13 protein-coding genes and 1 pseudogene are annotated in these 17,558 nt (G+C 67.8%); 2 read left to right on the top strand and 12 right to left on the bottom strand.

Annotation, left to right across the window (positions count from 1 at the left end; translation table 11 throughout):
* Nucleotides 1-18: 18 nt before the first annotated feature.
* The 12 genes and pseudogenes from QFZ47_RS13690 to QFZ47_RS13635 all read right to left on the bottom strand — a co-directional run bounded on the left by QFZ47_RS13690 (nt 19) and on the right by QFZ47_RS13635 (nt 15,655).
* Nucleotides 19-3,810 carry a molybdopterin cofactor-binding domain-containing protein gene (locus QFZ47_RS13690; protein ID WP_307656150.1) on the bottom strand — a complete coding sequence of 1,264 codons (3,792 nt, stop codon included), beginning with the start codon at nt 3,808-3,810 and terminating at the stop codon, nt 19-21.
* Nucleotides 3,811-3,943: 133 nt separating this feature from the next.
* Nucleotides 3,944-4,447, bottom strand: coding sequence for a (2Fe-2S)-binding protein (locus QFZ47_RS13685; RefSeq protein WP_307656149.1), 504 nt, complete (start codon nt 4,445-4,447; stop codon nt 3,944-3,946).
* Nucleotides 4,425-5,585: an ABC transporter substrate-binding protein gene (locus QFZ47_RS13680; RefSeq protein WP_307656148.1), complete on the bottom strand. Its 1,161-nt coding sequence runs from the start codon at nt 5,583-5,585 to the stop codon at nt 4,425-4,427. Before QFZ47_RS13680 ends, QFZ47_RS13685 begins: the two co-directional genes overlap by 23 nt.
* Before the next feature lie 61 nt (nt 5,586-5,646).
* Nucleotides 5,647-6,372, bottom strand: coding sequence for a bifunctional nicotinamidase/pyrazinamidase (pncA, locus tag QFZ47_RS13675; RefSeq protein ID WP_307656147.1), 726 nt, complete (start codon nt 6,370-6,372; stop codon nt 5,647-5,649).
* 34 nt (nt 6,373-6,406) lie between these two features.
* On the bottom strand, nt 6,407-7,141 hold the full coding sequence (locus QFZ47_RS13670) for an ABC transporter ATP-binding protein (protein WP_307656146.1): 735 nt from the start codon (nt 7,139-7,141) through the stop codon (nt 6,407-6,409).
* Complete coding sequence (locus QFZ47_RS13665; RefSeq protein ID WP_124961368.1) at nt 7,138-7,941, bottom strand: ABC transporter ATP-binding protein; 804 nt, start codon at nt 7,939-7,941, stop codon at nt 7,138-7,140. The genes QFZ47_RS13670 and QFZ47_RS13665 overlap by 4 nt, the downstream gene beginning before the upstream one ends.
* A gap of 674 nt (nt 7,942-8,615) precedes the next feature.
* Nucleotides 8,616-10,545: pseudogene (locus tag QFZ47_RS13660) on the bottom strand (ABC transporter permease).
* A 28-nt stretch (nt 10,546-10,573) separates the two neighbouring features.
* Complete coding sequence (locus QFZ47_RS13655; RefSeq protein ID WP_012745347.1) at nt 10,574-11,779, bottom strand: ABC transporter substrate-binding protein; 1,206 nt, start codon at nt 11,777-11,779, stop codon at nt 10,574-10,576.
* Nucleotides 11,780-11,846: 67 nt separating this feature from the next.
* A complete protein-coding gene (locus tag QFZ47_RS13650) occupies nt 11,847-12,431 on the bottom strand; it encodes an amino acid synthesis family protein (protein WP_307656145.1) in 585 nt (194 codons plus the stop codon).
* Nucleotides 12,432-12,468: 37 nt separating this feature from the next.
* Entirely contained in the window at nt 12,469-13,110 is a 642-nt protein-coding gene (locus tag QFZ47_RS13645; RefSeq protein ID WP_307656144.1) for an amino acid synthesis family protein, read from the bottom strand.
* Between the two features lie 22 nt (nt 13,111-13,132).
* Nucleotides 13,133-14,035, bottom strand: a complete 903-nt coding sequence (locus tag QFZ47_RS13640) for a UPF0280 family protein (RefSeq protein WP_307656143.1) — start codon at nt 14,033-14,035, stop codon at nt 13,133-13,135.
* 3 nt (nt 14,036-14,038) lie between these two features.
* Complete coding sequence (locus tag QFZ47_RS13635) at nt 14,039-15,655, bottom strand: 6-hydroxynicotinate reductase (RefSeq protein ID WP_307656142.1); 1,617 nt, start codon at nt 15,653-15,655, stop codon at nt 14,039-14,041.
* Nucleotides 15,656-15,969: 314 nt separating this feature from the next.
* Here QFZ47_RS13635 and QFZ47_RS13630 point away from each other — a divergent pair, with 314 nt between their 5' ends.
* Together QFZ47_RS13630 and QFZ47_RS13625 are read left to right on the top strand one after the other, a co-directional pair.
* Nucleotides 15,970-16,743, top strand: coding sequence for a ferredoxin--NADP reductase (locus tag QFZ47_RS13630; protein WP_307656141.1), 774 nt, complete (start codon nt 15,970-15,972; stop codon nt 16,741-16,743).
* Nucleotides 16,744-16,762: 19 nt separating this feature from the next.
* Nucleotides 16,763-17,557: a TetR/AcrR family transcriptional regulator gene (locus QFZ47_RS13625; RefSeq protein WP_307656140.1), complete on the top strand. Its 795-nt coding sequence runs from the start codon at nt 16,763-16,765 to the stop codon at nt 17,555-17,557.
* Nucleotide 17,558 lies beyond the last annotated feature (1 nt).

Genomic DNA, 17,558 nt, shown 5'->3' with positions numbered 1-17,558 from the left:
GACGACGCGGAACGCTGCCTACTCGGCGCCGTGGCCGCGCGCGGCGCGCACGCGTGCCACTTCGGCCGGCAGGTTCTTCCAGGCCGGCTCCTGCGGTGCGAAGCGCGCGCGCATGTAGCCCGCGAGCTCGGCGATCTGCCGGTCGTCGAGCGCGTCGCGGAAGGCCGGCATGAAGCCGATGTCGCGGCTCGCAGGCTCGCGCACGCCGTCGAGGATGGTGCGCAGCAGATTGTCGGGCCGCGCGCTCGTGAGATTGCCGTTGAGCGCGAGCGGCGTGTTCACGCCAAGCAGCGTGGGGCCGTCGCCGTCGTGGTGGCACGACGCGCAGGCGCTGTCGAACATGCGCTGCGCGGGACCGAGCAACCGGCCCTGCGTGCGTGCCGCGTTGTCGACCACCTGCTGCGCCACGGCCTGCGGATCGGCCGCGGGCGCCGGATTGAACGAGGCGAGGTAGGTGGCCATCGCGCGCACGTCGGCATCGGGCACCTGCGCGAGTTCGCGCACCACCTCGGCCATCGGGCCGCCCGCCATGCCATGGCGCTGCGTGTGGCCCTGGCGCAGGTACCGATAGAGCTCGTCGGCATCCCATGGCACCGCGGCTTTCGAGCGCTGCGTGAGAGCGGGAGCCTCCCAGCCATCGACCATCGCGCCCGAGAGGAAAGCGCTGCCGCCCTGCTCCGCACCGAGCGCGTTGCGCGGCGTGTGGCAGGCGCCGCAATGGCCCAGGCCGTTGACGAGGTAGGCGCCGCGGTTCCATTCCGCGCTTTGCGCGGCGACGGGCTGCAGCGGCGCAGGGTCATGGAAGAGCGCGTTCCAACCGGCCATGAGCGGCCGCATGCTGAACGGAAACTTCAGTTCGGCCTTCGGCGTCTCGGCGCGCACCGCGGGCATCGACATGAAGTACGCATAGAGCGCCTGCAGGTCGTCGTCGCTGGTCTTGGCGAATGCGGTGTACGGAAAGGCCGGGTACAGATGGTGGCCGTCGCGCGAGACGCCTTCGCGCATCGCGCGCTGGAACGCGCTGAACGACCAGCGGCCCAGGCCGGTGTCGGCATCGGGCGTGAGGTTGGTGGTGTAGAGCGTGCCGAAGGGCGTCTGCATCGCGCGGCCGCCGGCGTTGGGTGCGCCGCCCGGTGCGGTGTGGCACACGGCGCAGTCGCCGAGCGCGGCGAGCACGCGGCCGCGCTCGATGGTGGCCTCGCTGTACACCGGGGCGCTGAGCGAAACCGGGGCGATGGCGGAGCGCCAGCCGAGCAGGCCGGCGATGAGGCCGATGCCGCCGATGAAGAGGGCGGCGCCGGTGGCCATGAGGCCCTTTCGCGCTGGCCACGGCGCATCGGTCGTGCTCCTTCCCCTCCCGGGGGAAGGTTGGGATGGGGGCACGGCAGCGTCACCATTCAAGCGCCGCTCGCCCCCACCCCCGCCCTCCCCCGGAAGGGGAGGGAGCAAACCCCGGTTCAACGCCGCCAGCACTTTCTCCGGCGTGAACGGCGGCTCGCGAAACCGCACCCCTGTCGCATCGAAGATCGCATTCGCAATCGCCGCCGTTCCCGGCACCGACGACGACTCGCCCGCGCCCAGCGACGGTTCGCCGGGCCGCGGCATGTGCATGACCTCGATCACCGGCACGTCGCGGAAGTTGATGATCGGGTAGCTGCCCCATTCGCGGCTCGCGACCACGCCCGAGGGCAGCACGCCGGGCAGCAGCTGCGCACCAGCCGTTGCGGCAGCGCCCTGCTGCGGCGCGAACTGCACCTCTTCCATGAGCGCGCGGCTCGTGGTCTGGATCACGTTGCCGTGCACCTGGTGCTCGACGCCCGCGGGGTTGACCAGCAGCCCCGCGTCGTGCCCCACCACCACGCGGCGCACGTGCACCTCGCCGGTCCTGCGGTTGACCTCGACGTCGGCCACCCATGCGGCCCATGCGGCACCGAAGCCGGGCCACTTGCTGTGGATGTAGCGCGCATAGGCAAAGCCCTGGCCGAAGAGGATGTCGCCGCCCTTGCCCAGTCCGCCGTCGGCATCCTCCTGCGGCCCGGTGCGCATGCGCCAGCCGGCCTTCTGCGCGGTGGCCTGCACCAGCTCGACGGCGCGCGGATCGTCCAGGTGGCGCAGGCGGAACTGCACCGGGTCGACGCCGGCCGCGGTGGCCAGTTCGTCGATGTACGACTCGTGCGCGAAGGAGCTCGGCAGCGCCGACACGCCGCGCAGCCACGAGGCGCGCACGATCGGCGCCATGTCGTTGACCTTCACGCGCAGGTTGTCGACGCTGTAGGGCGGACGCGCCGTGCGGTCGCCCATCTCGAAGGCCTGTGCGACCGGCTCGATGGTGCGCGTGAGCAGCAGCGCGAGCGTGGGGGCGCCGTTCGATGGATATGAAGTTTCGAAGTCGTAGGCGGCGATGCGGCCGTCGGCCATCAGGCCGCCATCCACTTCCATGAGCTGCGCGGCACCCTTGGGCTCCCAGGCATGCTCCTGTTCGCGCGTGAGCTGCACGCGCACCGGCGCGCCCACGGCGCGCGCGAGCAGCGCCGCATCGGCCGCCACGTCGTCGGCGCCGTTGCGGCCGTAGCAGCCCGCGGCTTCCATGCGGATGACGTCGACCTGCACGTCGTCCACGTCCATGAGCTTGGCGAGATCGGCGCGCAGCACATGCGGGTTCTGCGAGCCGGTCCACACGCGGAGAGTGATGCCCCCACGCTTCCCCACTGCGTGTGGGTCGCTGCCGCCGTCCGGCTGCCACTCTGCCAGCGCGCACGACGGCCCGATGGACGCGTGCATCTGGTAGGGCCACACGTAGGTGCGATGCATCGGCTGCGCGGCCGCGGCGATCGCGCCATCGACATCGCCTTCATCGACCAGCAGGCGCTGCATCGACGGGTTGTCGCGCAGGGCCTGCGCGAGGTCCGATAGGTCGGGCATGCCGGGCCAGGGCTTCCAGCTGACGCGCAGTTCGCGCAGCGCCTGCTCGGCGTGCTCTTCGCGCTCGGCCACGATGCCGACGAAGTCGCGGATCACGACCACCGCGCGAATGCCGGGAATGTGCGCAATCGACGATTCGTCCACCGACTCGAGCGTGTTGCCGATGAAGTCGCCGTGGTCCGCACCCGCATACGGCGGGCGCACCACGCGGCCGTGCAGCATGCCGGGCACGCGCATGTCGTGCACGAACACCAGGTCGCCCGCGAGCTTGGCGGGAATGTCGACGCGGGCCTGGCGCGTGCCGACGATGCGGTAGTCGGCCGGGTCCTTGGGCTCTGCGGCGGGATCGAGCCGCAGCACGGTGCGCTGTCCCGCCATCAAGTCGGCGTAGCTGATGCGGCGGTCCGGCGCCTCGGCCACGCGCACGACGCCGTTGCGCACCTGCAGCGCGTCGGCGGCCACGCCGAGCCGCTCGGCCGCGCGCGCGAGGAGCCATGCGCGCGCCTGTGCCGCAGCCAGGCGCAGCGGCTGCGCATGGATCTGGATCGAGGCGCTCGCGATGGTCGCGCCCTGGTTGGGCGCGCGCGCGGTGTCGCCGAGCATCATGCGCACGCAAGGCATGCCAAGGTCGAGTTCCTCGGCCACGATCTGCGCGAGCGCGGTCTGGATGCCGGTGCCGAGGTCGACGTGGCCGTTGAGCGCCGAGGCGCTGCCGTCGTCCCACACGGCGAGCAGGATCTCGTCGCCTTCGATCGGATTGCCCGCCACGGCCGCGGGCTGGCCATTGGTGGGCGCCAGCGCGGGCGGCGTCTCGCGCACGACCAGCAGCACGCCGTCGGCTGAGAGAAAGTCTGCGCGGGTCCGCGGCAGATCGGCGCGACGCGTCATGGTTCTTGCTCCCTCTCCCTCTGGGAGAGGGTTGGGGTGAGGGCAGGCGGCGGTGGCAAAGGCCGTGCTTGTGCAAGGGCCGATGCCCTCACCCTGGCCCTCTCCCGGAGGGAGAGGGGACAAGACGGACCGTTCATGAGTTCACCGCCTCGCGCATGCGCAACGCCGCCCGCTGCACCGCATCCAGTATTTCAATATGCGTCCCGCACCGGCACAGGTTGCCCGAGAGTTCGCTGCGGATGCGCGCCTCGCTCGCCTGCGGATCGCGCGCGAGCAGCGCCGCGGCCTGCATGACCATGCCGTTCAGGCAGTAGCCGCACTGCGCGGCCTGCGCGTCTTCGAATGCCGCTTGCACCGGATGCCAGCGATCATGCGAGCCCAGCCCTTCGAGCGTGGTGATGGCGCGGCCCGCCACGCCATGCGCGGGAATCACGCAGGCACGCGCCGCCACGCCGTCGACATGCACCGTGCAGGCCCCGCACTGGCCCAGGCCGCAGCCATATTTGGGCCCGTTCAGGCCGAGGTCGTTGCGCAGCAGGTGCAGCAGCGTGGCCTCGCGCGGCACGCCCGCGATCGAACAGGCCCTGCCGTTGACCTGCAGGTGCAGCAGCGGCTCAGCGCCGCAACTGGCCGTCACGGGTGTACATCTCCAGGTCCACGAAGGTCGAGCCGTTGTGGTTCTTCGCGCTGTACTCGACCGGGAATTCGCCGAAGCGCGTATTGCCGATGCTTTCGAGCCCGGCGATGAAGCTGTCGCGCGTGGGCGTCTTGCCCGCGCGGCGCAAGCCTTCGACCATCACGCGCGATGCGATGTAGCCCTCGAGCGTGGTGTAGCTGTCGATCTTCTCGCCGAACTCGGCGCGGTCGCGCTGGTAGTCGGCCACGATGGGCACGCGCAACGCCTCCGGCGGCGGCACGATGCTGGCGGTGACCAGCCCCGCAAGCTTGCCCTCGAGGCGCTTGGCCGAACCCGCCGCATCGGTGATGCCGACCGACAGCGTGTAGAGCGGGGCAGCCCCGCCGTTCGCACGGTAGTCGCGGATGAAGACCTCGGCCATGCGGCCCGCCATGATCATCACGACTGCACCGGGCTTGGCCTCGGCCAGGCTGGCGACCACCTGCTTCGCGTCTTCGGCGGCAATCGCGAGCGGCAGCGTCTTCACGACCTGCACCTTGTAGTCGGCAGCCAGCTGCTCGCAGGTGGCGAGGTTCGATTTGCCGAAGGCGCTGTCCTGGTAGACCACCGCGATCGACGAGAGGCTGATGGTCGAGAGATGGCTGATGATCTTGCGCAGCTCGAGGTCGTAGCCCGCGCGCACGTGGAACAGCAGGCGGTTGACCTTGGTGCGGAACGAGCTGGTGCCCACCAGCGGCGCGAACATGGGCACGCCCGCCTTCTCGGCCAGCGGCATCGCGGCCGCGAGGTTGCCCGTGGCGACGAAGCCCGCAAGCGCGAAGACCTTGTCCTCGTCGATCAGCTTCGCGGTATTGGCGGCCGTCTTCGCAGGATCGTAGGCATCGTCGTAGGTGACGAGTTCGAGCTTGCGGCCGTTCACGCCGCCCGACTTGTTGACCCGGTCGAAGTACAGCTTGATGCCCGCGCGGTAGTCGATGCCGAAGTCCTTGGCCGGCCCGCTGAACACGGCCGATTGGCCGATGCGGATGAGGCCGTCGGTCACGCCGTTGTCCGCGCGCGCGGAACGAAGAAGGCCGGGGCCCAGTGCCAGGGCTGCGCCGCCCGCCACGAGGGCGCGCCTTGAAATCGGAATCGTCATGCGTTGTCGAGCTCGTTGTTGTCGTTGTTGCCGGGCGGGGGTGAATGCGGCGCGGGTTTGCTCAGGCCGCCTGGATATCGGCCGACTGGATGCGCTTGACGCCCTTGGAAGCCATCTGCTTCCATGCGGCGGCGAGCGAGCCGTTCAGGTCGATGCCGCGCGTTGCGTCCTCGATCACGTAGGCGTCGAAGCCCGCCTTGCGCGCATCCATCGCCGTCCAAGCCACGCAGAAGTCGGTGGCCAGGCCCGTGACGAACACGGTCTTGATGCCGCGCGCCTTCAGGTAGCCGGCCAGGCCCGTGGCCGTCTTGTGGTCGGCTTCCTCGAAGGCCGAGTAGCTGTCCATCTCCTTGTGGAAGCCCTTGCGGATGATGAGCTGCGCGGTCGGCACCTTCAGGTCCTTGCCGAGTGCGGAATCTTCGGTGCCCTGCACGCAGTGGTCGGGCCACAGCACCTGCGTGCCGTAGCTGAGCTTGGTCGTCTCGAAGGGCTTCTTGCCCGAATAGGTGCTTGCGAAGGACGCATGGCCCGCGGTGTGCCAGTCCTGCGTGACGACGATGTTCTCGAACGCCGGCGCCAGGGCATTGATGACCGGGATCACCTCGTTGCCGCCCTTTACCGCGAGCGTGCCGCCGTCGAGAAAACAGTTCTGCACGTCGACCACGATCAGCGCGGCCTTGCTGCCGGGCTTGATCTTGCCGGCCGCGAAGGCACGGAGGCCGAAGCTGCCGAGGCCGCTCATGAGCCCGAGGGCGCCGGCGGACTTCAGGACGATTCTGCGATGCATGGTGTGGACTCCGGTGGGGTGGTTGGAAAAAGAATCAGACGCTGAGATAGGCCCGGCGCACCTCTTCGTTGGCCGCGAGCTCTGCCATGGTGGCGTGGTAGCGGATCTGGCCCTTCTCGAGCACATAGGCGCGGTCGGACACCAGTTCGGCGAAGTGCATGTTCTGCTCCGACAGCAGGATGCTCACGCCCTGCGCCTTGAGTTCCAGGATCATGTTGGCCATCTGCTCGACGATCACCGGCGCCACGCCCTCGGAGGGCTCGTCGAGCAGCACCAGGTAAGGGTTGCCCATGAGCGTGCGCGCCACGGTGAGCATCTGCTGCTCGCCGCCGCTCATGCGGCCGCCCGGGCGGTCGGGCATTTCGCCCAGGTTGGGAAAGAGCTTGAACAGCCGCTCGGGCGTCCACAGCGGCGCCTCGCTGCCGTCGCTCCAGCGCCGCCCGGCCTGCTTGCCAACCTCGAGGTTCTCCATCACCGTGAGGTCGGTGAACACGCGGCGGTCTTCGGGCACGAAGCCGAGGCCGAGCTTCGCCGCGTGATGAGGCTCGCTCTTCGAGATGTCGTGGCCGAGGAAGCTGACGTTGCCCTTGCGCTTGGCGAGCATGCCGATCAGCGCCTTGAGCGTGGTCGACTTGCCGGCGCCATTGCGGCCCATGAGCGCGACGACCTCGCCGCGCCGCACTTCAAGATCGACGTCGTACAGGATCTGTGCGGCGCCGTACCAGGCGCACAGCGAGTTTGCCTTCAACAATGTTTCGTGCGTGCTCATCCGATGGCTCCCACTGCCGCGTTCACTTCGGCGGCTTTCTCCGCAATCTTCTCGAATGTCTTGCCGCTGCCGAAGTACACCTCCTGCACCTTCGGATGGTCGCGGATCTCGAGCGGCTTGCCCTGCGCGATCAGGCGGCCGCGGGCCAGCACGATCATGCGGTCGGCGTACGCGAACACCACGTCCATGCTGTGCTCGGTGAACAGCACGGCCAGGCCGCGCTGGACCACCAGCTCCTTGGTCAGCGCCATGAGCGAGTTGCGCTCCTTCGGCGCCATGCCGGCGGTGGGCTCGTCCATCAGCAGCAGCTTGGGCGCATTGGCCATCGCGATCGCAAGCTCCACGCGCTTGACGTCGCCGTAGGCCAGCTCGCTGCAGGGCCGGTCGGCCTGCGCCTTCATGCCGACCTGGTCGAGCAGCGCGAGCGCCTCGTCGCGCTTGTGGTCCGCCGCGCGGCGCCACATCGAGAACAGCTTGCCGTCGTGCGAGAGCATGGCCATCTGCACGTTCTCGGCGACGGTGAGCGATGCAAAGGTTTCGGCGATCTGGAAGGTGCGGCCCACGCCCTTGCGCCAGATCTCTCGCGGCTTCTGGCCCACGAGCTCATGCCCGTCGAACACGATCGAACCCTGGTCGGCCTTGAGCTGGCCGTTCACCATGTTGAAGGTGGTGGACTTGCCAGCGCCGTTCGGGCCGATGAGGGCCAGCAGCTCGCCGGCCTTGAGCTCGAAGCTGATGCCGTCGACGGCTTTGACGCCGCCGAAGGATTTGCCCAGGTTGTCTACTTTGAGGAGGGTCATTTGGCTTTACTCCCTCTCTCTGTGGGAGAGGGTTCGTGGCTTTTTGTTGCTGCCGGGCGGTTGCTTCCCGAGGCCGGGTCTCGCCCCGGCGGGCGACCTACTTTTCTTTGCTTCGCCAAAGAAACGTAGGCAAAAGAAAGGCGACCCCACTGTCTGCGACCCCTTCGCTGCGCTACGGGGCAACCTGCGGTGCTCGCGTTTCGCGGGGTCCGCAGAACTCGCTTCGCTCAAACAGCTGCGGCCCTGATCCGCGAAACGCTCCGCTCCTCGGCGCATACAGAGGGGATTGGATACCGAACGGGCCTTTGCTTCGCTCGGCCACCAAGCCACCGCGGCGCTGCGCGCCGCGGTGGTTGAGATTGGCTGCTGGCTGTTGGAGTTGGGGCCGAGCGAAGCGAAGGCTGCCCGCTCCCACCCCTTCTGTATGCGCCGAGGAGCGCAGATGGAGGCGGGATCAGGGCCGCAGCTGTTTGAGCGAAGCGAGTTCTGCGGACCCCCGCCGGAATCGAGCACCGCAGGTTGCCCGCAGCGAAGCGGAGGGACGCAGACAGTAGGGTCGCCTTTTCTTTGCTTACTTTCTTTTGGCGAAGCAAAAGAAAGTAAGTCCGCCGCCGGGCGGATATCCCGGCCTCGGAAAAAAAGAAAACCTCTGAACGATGAAAGACAACCGCCCCTCACGTCCGCGTCTCCTTCAAAGCAGCAACATCTACTTCCGAACGGCGCCGCCCCCGCAGCAAGCGATCGCTCAACTGCTTCGCAAACCCAGCAATCCCCTGCGGAAACAGCAGCACCAACAGCAGGATGATCGCCCCCAGCGTAGCCCGCCAATAGTCCGTATTGCGCGCCACCGTGTCATGCAGCCAGCTGAAAGTGACAGCCCCCACCACCGGCCCCGCCAACGTCTGAATACCGCCAAGCAGCACCATCACCAGCCCATCCACCGACTTGTCCACGCTCAGGCTCTCAGGCGAAATGCTGCCCTTCGAAAACGCATAGAGCGACCCGGCCAGCCCGGCCGCCGCCCCCGCGATGACAAAAGCGGTCCATTGCATGCGCTTGACGTCGATGCCGATCGCATCGGCCCGCAGTACCGAATCGCGCCCCGCGCGCAGCGCATAGCCGAACGGCGAGAACAGCACGCGGCGCAGCATCAGGATGCCCGCGGCCACCAGCACCAGCGTGAGCCAGTAGTAAGTGCGCTTGTCCGACAGCCACTCCGAAGGCCAGACGCCGGTGAGCCCGTTGCTGCCGCCGGTGAACGAATCCCACTGGTAGACCACGGCCCAGGTGATCTGCGCGAACGCCAGCGTGAGCATCGCCAGGTACACGCCCGAAAGCCGCACCGCGAACCAGCCGTAGACGAAAGCGCCGATGGCGGCGACCAGCGGCGCGACGATGAGCGCGAGCTCCATCGGCATGCCGCTAGTGCGCACCAGCAGCGCGGCGCCGTAAGCACCCAGGCCGAAGTAGGCCGCATGGCCGAACGAGTGCATGCCGGCAGGGCCCATGATGAAGTGCAGGCTGGCCGCGAACAGCGCCGCAATCAGCAGGTCGATCATCAGCACCGTGGTGTAGGGCGAGTCGGCGGTGAGCAGCGGCATCGCCATGAGCGCCAGGCCGAGCGCGGCGACGAGCCACAGGTAGCCCTTGCTTGCGCGCCGCAGCGGCTCTTCCTGCATGCCCACGTAGCGGCTGGGCGCCTGCGGGCGGCCGAGCAGGCCCCAGGGGCGCCACACCAGCACGATGGCCATCACGATGAAGTCGACCACCAGCGTGAGCTTGGAGAACGACACGCTGTAGCCGAAGATCTCGACCACGCCGAGCCAGATGCAGACCGCCTTGATTTCGGACAGCAGCAGCGCCGCCACGTACGCGCCGGGAATCGAGCCCATGCCGCCCACCACCACCACCACGAAGGCCGCGCCAATGGTGTTGAGGTCCATTGCGAGCGTGGCCGGCTCGCGCGGCAGCTGCAGCGCGCCGCCCAGCGCCGCGAGCGTGGCGCCGAGCGCGAACACGGCCGTGAACAGCCAGGCCTGGTTCACGCCCAGCGCGCTGACCATCTCGCGGTCTTGCGTGGCGGCGCGCACCAGCGTGCCCCAGCGCGTGCGCGTGAGCAGCAGCCACATGAGGCCGAGCACCACGGGGCCGACGACGATCAGGAACAGGTCGTAGGTCGGAAACTGCCGGCCCAGGATGTCGACCGAGCCCGACAGGCCCGGCGCGCGCGGGCCGAGCAATTCGTCCGGCCCCCAGACATAGAGCACCGCATCCTTGATGACGAGCACCAGCGCAAAGGTGGCCAGCAGCTGGAACAGCTCGGGCGACTTGTAGATGCGGCGCAGCAGCACCATCTCGATCAGCGCGCCGATCACGCCCCACCGCAAGCGCGGCAATCAGCACCGCCGGCCAGAAGCCGAGCGTGCCGAGCTTGTCCACCAATGTGTAGGCAAGGTAGATGCCCACCATGAAGAAGGAGCCATGCGCAAAATTGACGATGCGCGTGACGCCGAAGATCAACGAAAGGCCGGCCCCCACGAGGAACAGCGACGAAGCCGACGACAGCCCGGTGAGGAACTGAAGCAGCAGGGACGAGAGGCTCATGGGTGCAAGCGTTCCGGAAAGAGAAAGGTCAGTCCGCGGCGCGGGACTTCTTGACGTCGGCGGCGCTCGGCTGGAACTTGGCGCCGTCGAAATACGTGTAGTCGACCATCACGCCCTTGCCGTTCTCGTTCTTGGTCTTGCCGACGAAGGCGCCCATCGTGGATTGATGGTCTTCGGCGCGGTAGCTGATCTTGCCGAACGGCGTGTCGACCTGCAGGCCCTTGAAGGCGGCCACGAGCTTCGGCGTCTCGGTGCTCTTGGCCTTGTCGATGCCGGCCGCCACCGACTTGATCATGCTGTAGCCCACCACCGAACCGAGGCGCGGGTAGTCCTTGTACTTGGCGTGGTACGCGAGGAAGAAGGCCTTGTGCTCGGGCGTCTGGATGCCGTACCAGGGATAGCCGGTCACGATCCAGCCGTTGGGCGTTTCGTCCTTGAGCGGGTCGAGGTACTCGGGCTCGCCGGTCAAGACGCTCACCACCGTGCGGTCCTTGAACAGGCCACGGGTATTGCCTTCGCGCACGAACTTGGAAAGGTCGGCGCCGAACAGCACGTTGAAGACCGCATCGGGCTTGGCATCGGCCAGCGCCTGCACCACGGCACCCGCATCGACCTTGCCGAGCGGCGGCGCCTGTTCGGCAACGAACTCGACATCGGGCTGCGCGGCCTTCAGCAGCGTCTTGAACGCAGCCACGGCCGACTGGCCGTATTCGTAGTTGGGGTACACGACGGCCCAGCGCTTCTTCTTGAGCTTGGCCGCTTCGGGCACCAGCATCGCGGCCTGCATGTAGGTGCCGGGGCGCAGGCGGAAGGTGTATTCGTTGCCGCCCTGCCAGGTCATCTTGTCGGTCAGCGGCTCGCCGGCCAGGAAGAAGATTTTCTTCTGCTTGGCGAAGTCGGCCACGGCCAGGCCGGTGTTCGACAGGAAGGTGCCGGTGAGCACGTCGATCTTCTCGCGCGCGACCAGCTCCTCGGCCACGCGCACCGCATCGCCGGGGTTGGCGTTGTCGTCGCGCGTGATGAGCTCCACCTTGCGGCCGTTGACGCCGCCCTTGGCGTTGATCTCTTCCACGGCCAGTTCCATGCCCTTCTTGTAGGGCTCGAGGAAGGCGGGCTGGGCCTTGTAGCTGTTGACCTCGCCGATCTTGATCACGCCCTGGGCATGGGCAGGAACGAGGGCGGTGGCCAGCGTGGCAACGGCTGCGGCGCTGAAGACGTGACGCAATGGGTTCATGGGGAAACTCCTGGGGATCGAAAGAGAGAGAAAAATAGAAACGACGTGGAAATGGAGACGCGTGGCTTCAGCGCAGCCCGTCTTCACCCTTGATTTCGCTGGCCTGCAGCCCGCCGATGCGCGGCAGCGGCCGGCCGCTGTCGGTGACGGCAACGGCCACCACGATCTCGTTGGCGCGCGGCGCGTCGGACACGCGGGCCTCGATGGCGTCGAAGTGGCTGCGCACGAAGGCCGCATCCTTGTGGCCGAGCGGCACGTCGATGGCTGTGCCGAGCGTGCCGCGCTTCTTGGCCGAGGGCACGAGCGCCGCGCCCTTTTCCACGGCCACGCGCAGCGGCGCGCCGAGCTTGGGATGCAGGATGGCGGCCGCATGCTCGAGCTCGCCGTTCTCGCCGACGATCGCGGCCTTGCCGTAGCTCTGCGCCTGGCCGGGCTCGATGCCGAGCGCCTTCACGGCCTTCTGGCCCAGCAGCGCGCCGAGCTCTTCGCCGATGGCGATCAGCTCGTCGAGGTTCTCGCTGTAGCGCCCCGCGTAGGGGTTCTCGATCACCGCGATGGCCACGGCGCGGCGCGTGGGCGGCGCGATGTCCTGGCCCATTTCCTTGCGGGTTTCGTCGACCTGGATGACGAGCTTGCGGATATTGGAAGTCATGTCTTGTGTTCCTTCTTCGTGTCTCTTGTTCATCAGGTCAGCGCAGGCCGTCCCATTTGCTGATGTCCTTGGCGAGCAGGCCGCCCACGCGTGCATGCACGCGGTAGCCGGTGCTCATTGCAAGGATGAAGACGATCTCGTCGGCCGCCGGCGCGCCGGGCACGCGCACCTCGATGGCATCGAACTGGCCGCGCACATAGCTGGCGTTGATGTTGGTGAGCGGCACGTCGAGCGCAGCGCCGGGCGGGCCGACCTTCTTGGTCGAGGGCACGATGGAGAGCGCGTTGCCGGGCTGGCCGGTTTTTTCTTCGGCCTTGCCCGCGGTGTAGGCCGCGCGGTCGCCCTTCCAGCCGAGCAGCTCGCGCATGGCGTAGCCGCCGGGCACGTGCCAGAGCGCGCCGTGCTCGAGCTCGCCGGCGGCGCCCACGATGGCGCCCTTGCCGTAGGTGGCGATCTGCTCGAGCGGCACGTCCATGGCGGCGTGCAGCCGGTGCGCCATGTCGACGCCCACGGGATCGAGCAGCGCCATCATCGGCAGGATGTCGGGCTCGTAGCGGCCCGCGAACGGATTGGTCAGCACCGCGCCGATGGCGCCGCGCACCAGCGGCGTTGCGGCGCGCGGCCCGAACTCGTGGTGGATGTGCTCGACATGGGTGAAGACGCGGCGTATATCGATCATGAAAAAAGAACCTTGCTTTTCGTTAAGCAAATACTGAACCAACTGCTTTCGGCACCCCTGTTTGCAGCGGCTTCGAGCATAAGGGCTCAACAAGGCGAAACTGCCCCTGGCAAACGAGCAGAGCAGCCCAGACAAGCCCCCCTTTTTGCAGCACCTTCGCGCACACGGCGCCGGTATCGAGCGCGCTTTGCACCTGCGCGGGCGCCAGCGGCGGCACATCGACGGTGACGAGGGTGTCGCCCAGGTCGCTATCGTCCTTGCATTCGCTGGCGGGGCGCCGCCCGATGGCGGCATCGTCCACGTCGACGGCATTGGCAATCACGGTGGCGGCGGCATCGGCCTGTGCCGCGGTGGCGGCCAGAACGGTCACGCTGTCGGCAATGCCCAGCGAGAAGCTGCGTCCGCGCCAGCCGCTGGTGGCCACGCCGCGCACCGGCTGCCCGGCGCTGATCTCGAACTGGCCGTCGGTGGTGAGCACACTGGTGTCGCGCCAGTCGAAGCGCGCGAGGTCGGCAAACACGCCCACGCGCGCCGACTGGCCCGGCGCGAGGTGCAGCGCGATGTCGCCGCCGTTGTTGATCCAGGCGCGCTCGATGCCGGGGCGGTCGTAGAACGCGATCAGCTCCTGCGCCACCGAGCCGGCCACGGCCGCCATCGGCGTGATGAACATCGGCGAGAACGCGGCGCAGGCGTCCCACATGCGCTGCCCGACAACGCCGCGCGGGCGCATCCTGTCGATCACGGGCAGGCGCAGCAGCGGCAGCTCGCGCACCAGCTCGTCGAGCACATGGCCGAAGCGCGCCCACGCGGCATCGTGGGCGGCGGCGACGGCGTACGGATCGCCGTGCGCCTCGGCCACGATGTCGATCGGGCCGTGGTTGAAGTGCCAGCGGTTCTTGTCGAGTGCGCTGCGTTGGGCAGTCATGGCTCAGCCCAGCATGGGGGTGTGGCCGAGCGGCCACGGGTTCGCATCGTCCATGACGAGCCACTGGCGCGCCAGCGGTGCGCCGTCTTCCTGCCACGCGCCGCGCGCGAGCGCCTGCTCGAGCGGGAAGATGTGCTCCATGTGGCCGCCGAGCGCTTCGTAGTCGGCCTGCCGCATGCTGAACTCGATGGGCGCCACGATGGCCGGCGTGGGCACCGTGCCAAAGCTGTTGTCGGGCATGCGCATGACGTCGGCCATCACGGTGATGCCGCCACCGGGCCACACATAGGCCGGCGCGCCGCCGCAGGTCACGTTGACCAGCGCGCGCTTGATGGCGCGCGTCAGCAGCACAGGGTTTTCGGTGACGCCGGCGCGCAGGGACCCGCCCGCACCACCGAGGAACAGCACGGTGCACAGCGATGGTTCGCAGTTCTCGCCGATGCGCTCGACGATGCGGCGCACTTCGGGCGGCATCGGCTGTTCGACCGGCTTGAGCGCCTCGTCGAGCACGTACCACTGCGCATGCTCGCCGGTGGTCGATGTCATCAACAGGCGCAGGCCCGGCCGCGCCACGCCCTCTTCCCAGCCCTCGATGATCGAGAGCGGATCGGCAATGTCGGTGCCGCCCCAGCCGTTGCCCGGGTTCGCCACCTGGAAGTAGCGCCCCGGCGTGGACTTGCGTCCCAGCATCTGGATGCCCGAAGGCGCCATGTCGAGGCAGCGCCCGGCCTGGTGCTCGGTGAGCACGCCGGTGATGTGGTCGTCCACCACCACCACCTCGTCGGCCACGCCCGCGAACTGGCGCGCGAAGATGCCCACGGCCGCCGAGCCGCAGCCCACGCGCATGCGCTGCTCTTCGACCCCGTTGACGATGGGCGCCCTGCCCGCCTGGATGACGAGCGTGGAGCCGCCGTCGATGGTGCACTCGACGGCCTTCTTGTTGCCCAGGAGCTGCATCAGCTCGGCCGTCATGCGGCCTTCCTTCTTGCTGCCACCGGTGAGGTGGTGCACGCCGCCCAGGGACAGCATCTGCGAGCCGTACTCGGCCGTGGTGACATGGCCCACGACCTCGCCGCGGTAGCGCACGTTGGCCTGCTCGGAGCCGAGGAAGCGGTCGGTGTCGATCTTCACCTTGAAGCTGCAATAGCTGAAGATGCCTTCGGTGACGACGGTGACCATGTCGACGCCCTGGGCCTTGGAAGCCACGATGAAGGGCGCGGGCTTGTAGTCGGGGTAGGTGGTGGACGAGCCCACGCCAGTCACGAAGACTTCGTCGGCGTGCAGCAGGTCGCCGTTCCAGTCGGGCGCGCCTCCTTCCACCTTGTCGGCGGCGGGGCGGTCGAAGGGGACCAGCGTGGGCGCCTCGCTCGCGATCTCGCGGCGCAGCAGCACGACGGGGTCGACGCGCACCAGCACGCCTTCCCTGTTCGCATAGCGGTCGCAGGCGCCGGTGCGGCCGTCGGAGATCTGGCACAGCACCGGGCAGGCGTTGCACTCGACCTTGGCCGTGCTCATCTTCTCGTTGCGCGGCGGGGCCTTGCCGAATCCGCCGGCGCCGGCTTCGGCGACCACCGGCATGTCCATGCCGGGGAGGCCATCTGTCTTGGTGTGTTCTGTCATCGGGGCGATCTCGTGGGCGTGTGTGTGGGGCAATACCGTTCGGCGGGGGTTGCAACAAACGTGCCGTCTGCCCGCTTGTGCGCCGCCTTCCGTTTGTGTAGCATTCCCTACACTTTCATGTTGCGTTCACTACATTCACGGTCAATGTAGCAAACGGGCCCGATGCTTGCAATGGTGTTTTCTCGCGGTGTTCATCGGGGTTTTTCCGACCAACGACAATGGAGGGTTCGCAGCCGGCCACGGCACGCACGCCCCACAAGCGTGCACCTCGGCCCCGCCACCTTCCACTGTTTCAACCAACTCTTGAGTTCCGTATGAGTGCTTTCAGCGAAGAACGCGTCCTGAGCGTCCACCACTGGACCGACCGCCTGTTCACCTTCACCACCACGCGCGACCCGGCGCTGCGCTTCTCGAACGGTCATTTCACGATGATCGGCCTGAAGGTCAACAACAAGCCCCTGCTGCGCGCCTACAGCATCGTGAGCCCGAACTACGAGGAGCATCTCGAGTTCCTGAGCATCAAGGTGGAAGAGGGCCCGCTGACCTCGAAGCTGCAGCACATCCAGGTGGGCGACACCGTTATCGTGGGGCGCAAGCCCACCGGCACGCTGCTGATCGACTACACGCTGCCGGGCAAGCGCCTGTACCTGTTCGGCACGGGCACGGGCCTCGCACCGTTCATGAGCATCATCCGCGACCCGGACACCTACGAGAAGTTCGAGCAGGTCATCCTGGTGCACGGCGTGCGCCAGGTCGACGAGCTGGCCTACCACGACCTTGTGATCGACCACCTGCCCAAGCACGAGTTCCTGGGCGAGATGGTGGCCAAGCAGCTGCTCTACTACCCAACGGTCACGCGCGAGGAGTTCCGCAATCAGGGCCGCATCACCGACCTGATCGAGAGCAACAAGCTCACCGACGACCTCGACCTGCCCGCGATCAACCCGGTGGAAGACCGCGTGATGCTGTGCGGCAGCCCGGGCCTCCTGGTGGACCTGAAGCACATCCTGGAGAAGCGCGGCTTCAAGGAAGGCAATACCTCGACACCCGGCGACTTCGTGGTCGAACGCGCCTTCGCTGAAAAATAGGCGGGACGCCGCGCGCACGATGGCCGACAGCCGCACCGCCACCAAGCCCAAGCCCCAGCGCCGCACCGGCGTGCGCGAGGCCGCGGCGCAGGCCACGCGCGACAGCATCCTGAAGTCGGCGACCAAGGTGTTCGCCAGGTACGGCTACGACGGCGGCAGCGTGGAGAAAATCTCCAAGGCCGCCAAGTCGTACGACCGGATGATCTACTACTACTTCGGCAGCAAGGAAGGCCTGTTCATCGCGGTGCTCGAAGGCATCTACAAGCGCATGGACGATGCCGAGGCCGCCATTGCGCTCGACGCGAGCCGGCCCGTGGAGGCGCTCACCGAAGTCATCCGCTTCGTGCTGGGCTACTACCGCAAGAACCCCGAGTTCGTGACGCTGCTGAACACCGAGAACCTGCACAAGGGCCGGCACATTTCGAAGTCGCTGCGGGCGCGCGAATACTCGTCGCGGGCGGTGGCGATCATTGCCGAGATCCTCGCCAGCGGCGCGGCCCAGGGCCTGTTCCGCAAGGGCCTGATCGCGCGCGACATCTACCTGCTGATCGCGTCCACCGGCTATTTCTACACCTCCAACCGGCACACGCTCACGGCCTTCCTCGGCGAACCGCTGGAGTCGCCCGAGGCGATCACGCACTGGGAAGACTTCGTGATCGAGACCGTGCTGCGCACCGTGCGTGCGGACGAAGCGCAGGACAACAACAACATCCCACCCCACGACGAGGTAAAAATGACCCCCATCGCTCACGTTCGTTCGCGGCCCCCCAAGGGGGCGCAAGCCTCCCTTGGGGCGGCCCGGCGGGAGGCTTGAC

Source organism: Variovorax paradoxus (assembly GCF_030815975.1).
GTDB lineage: Bacteria > Pseudomonadota > Gammaproteobacteria > Burkholderiales > Burkholderiaceae_C > Variovorax > Variovorax paradoxus_N.
This window is presented reverse-complemented; position numbering and strand designations above follow the sequence as displayed.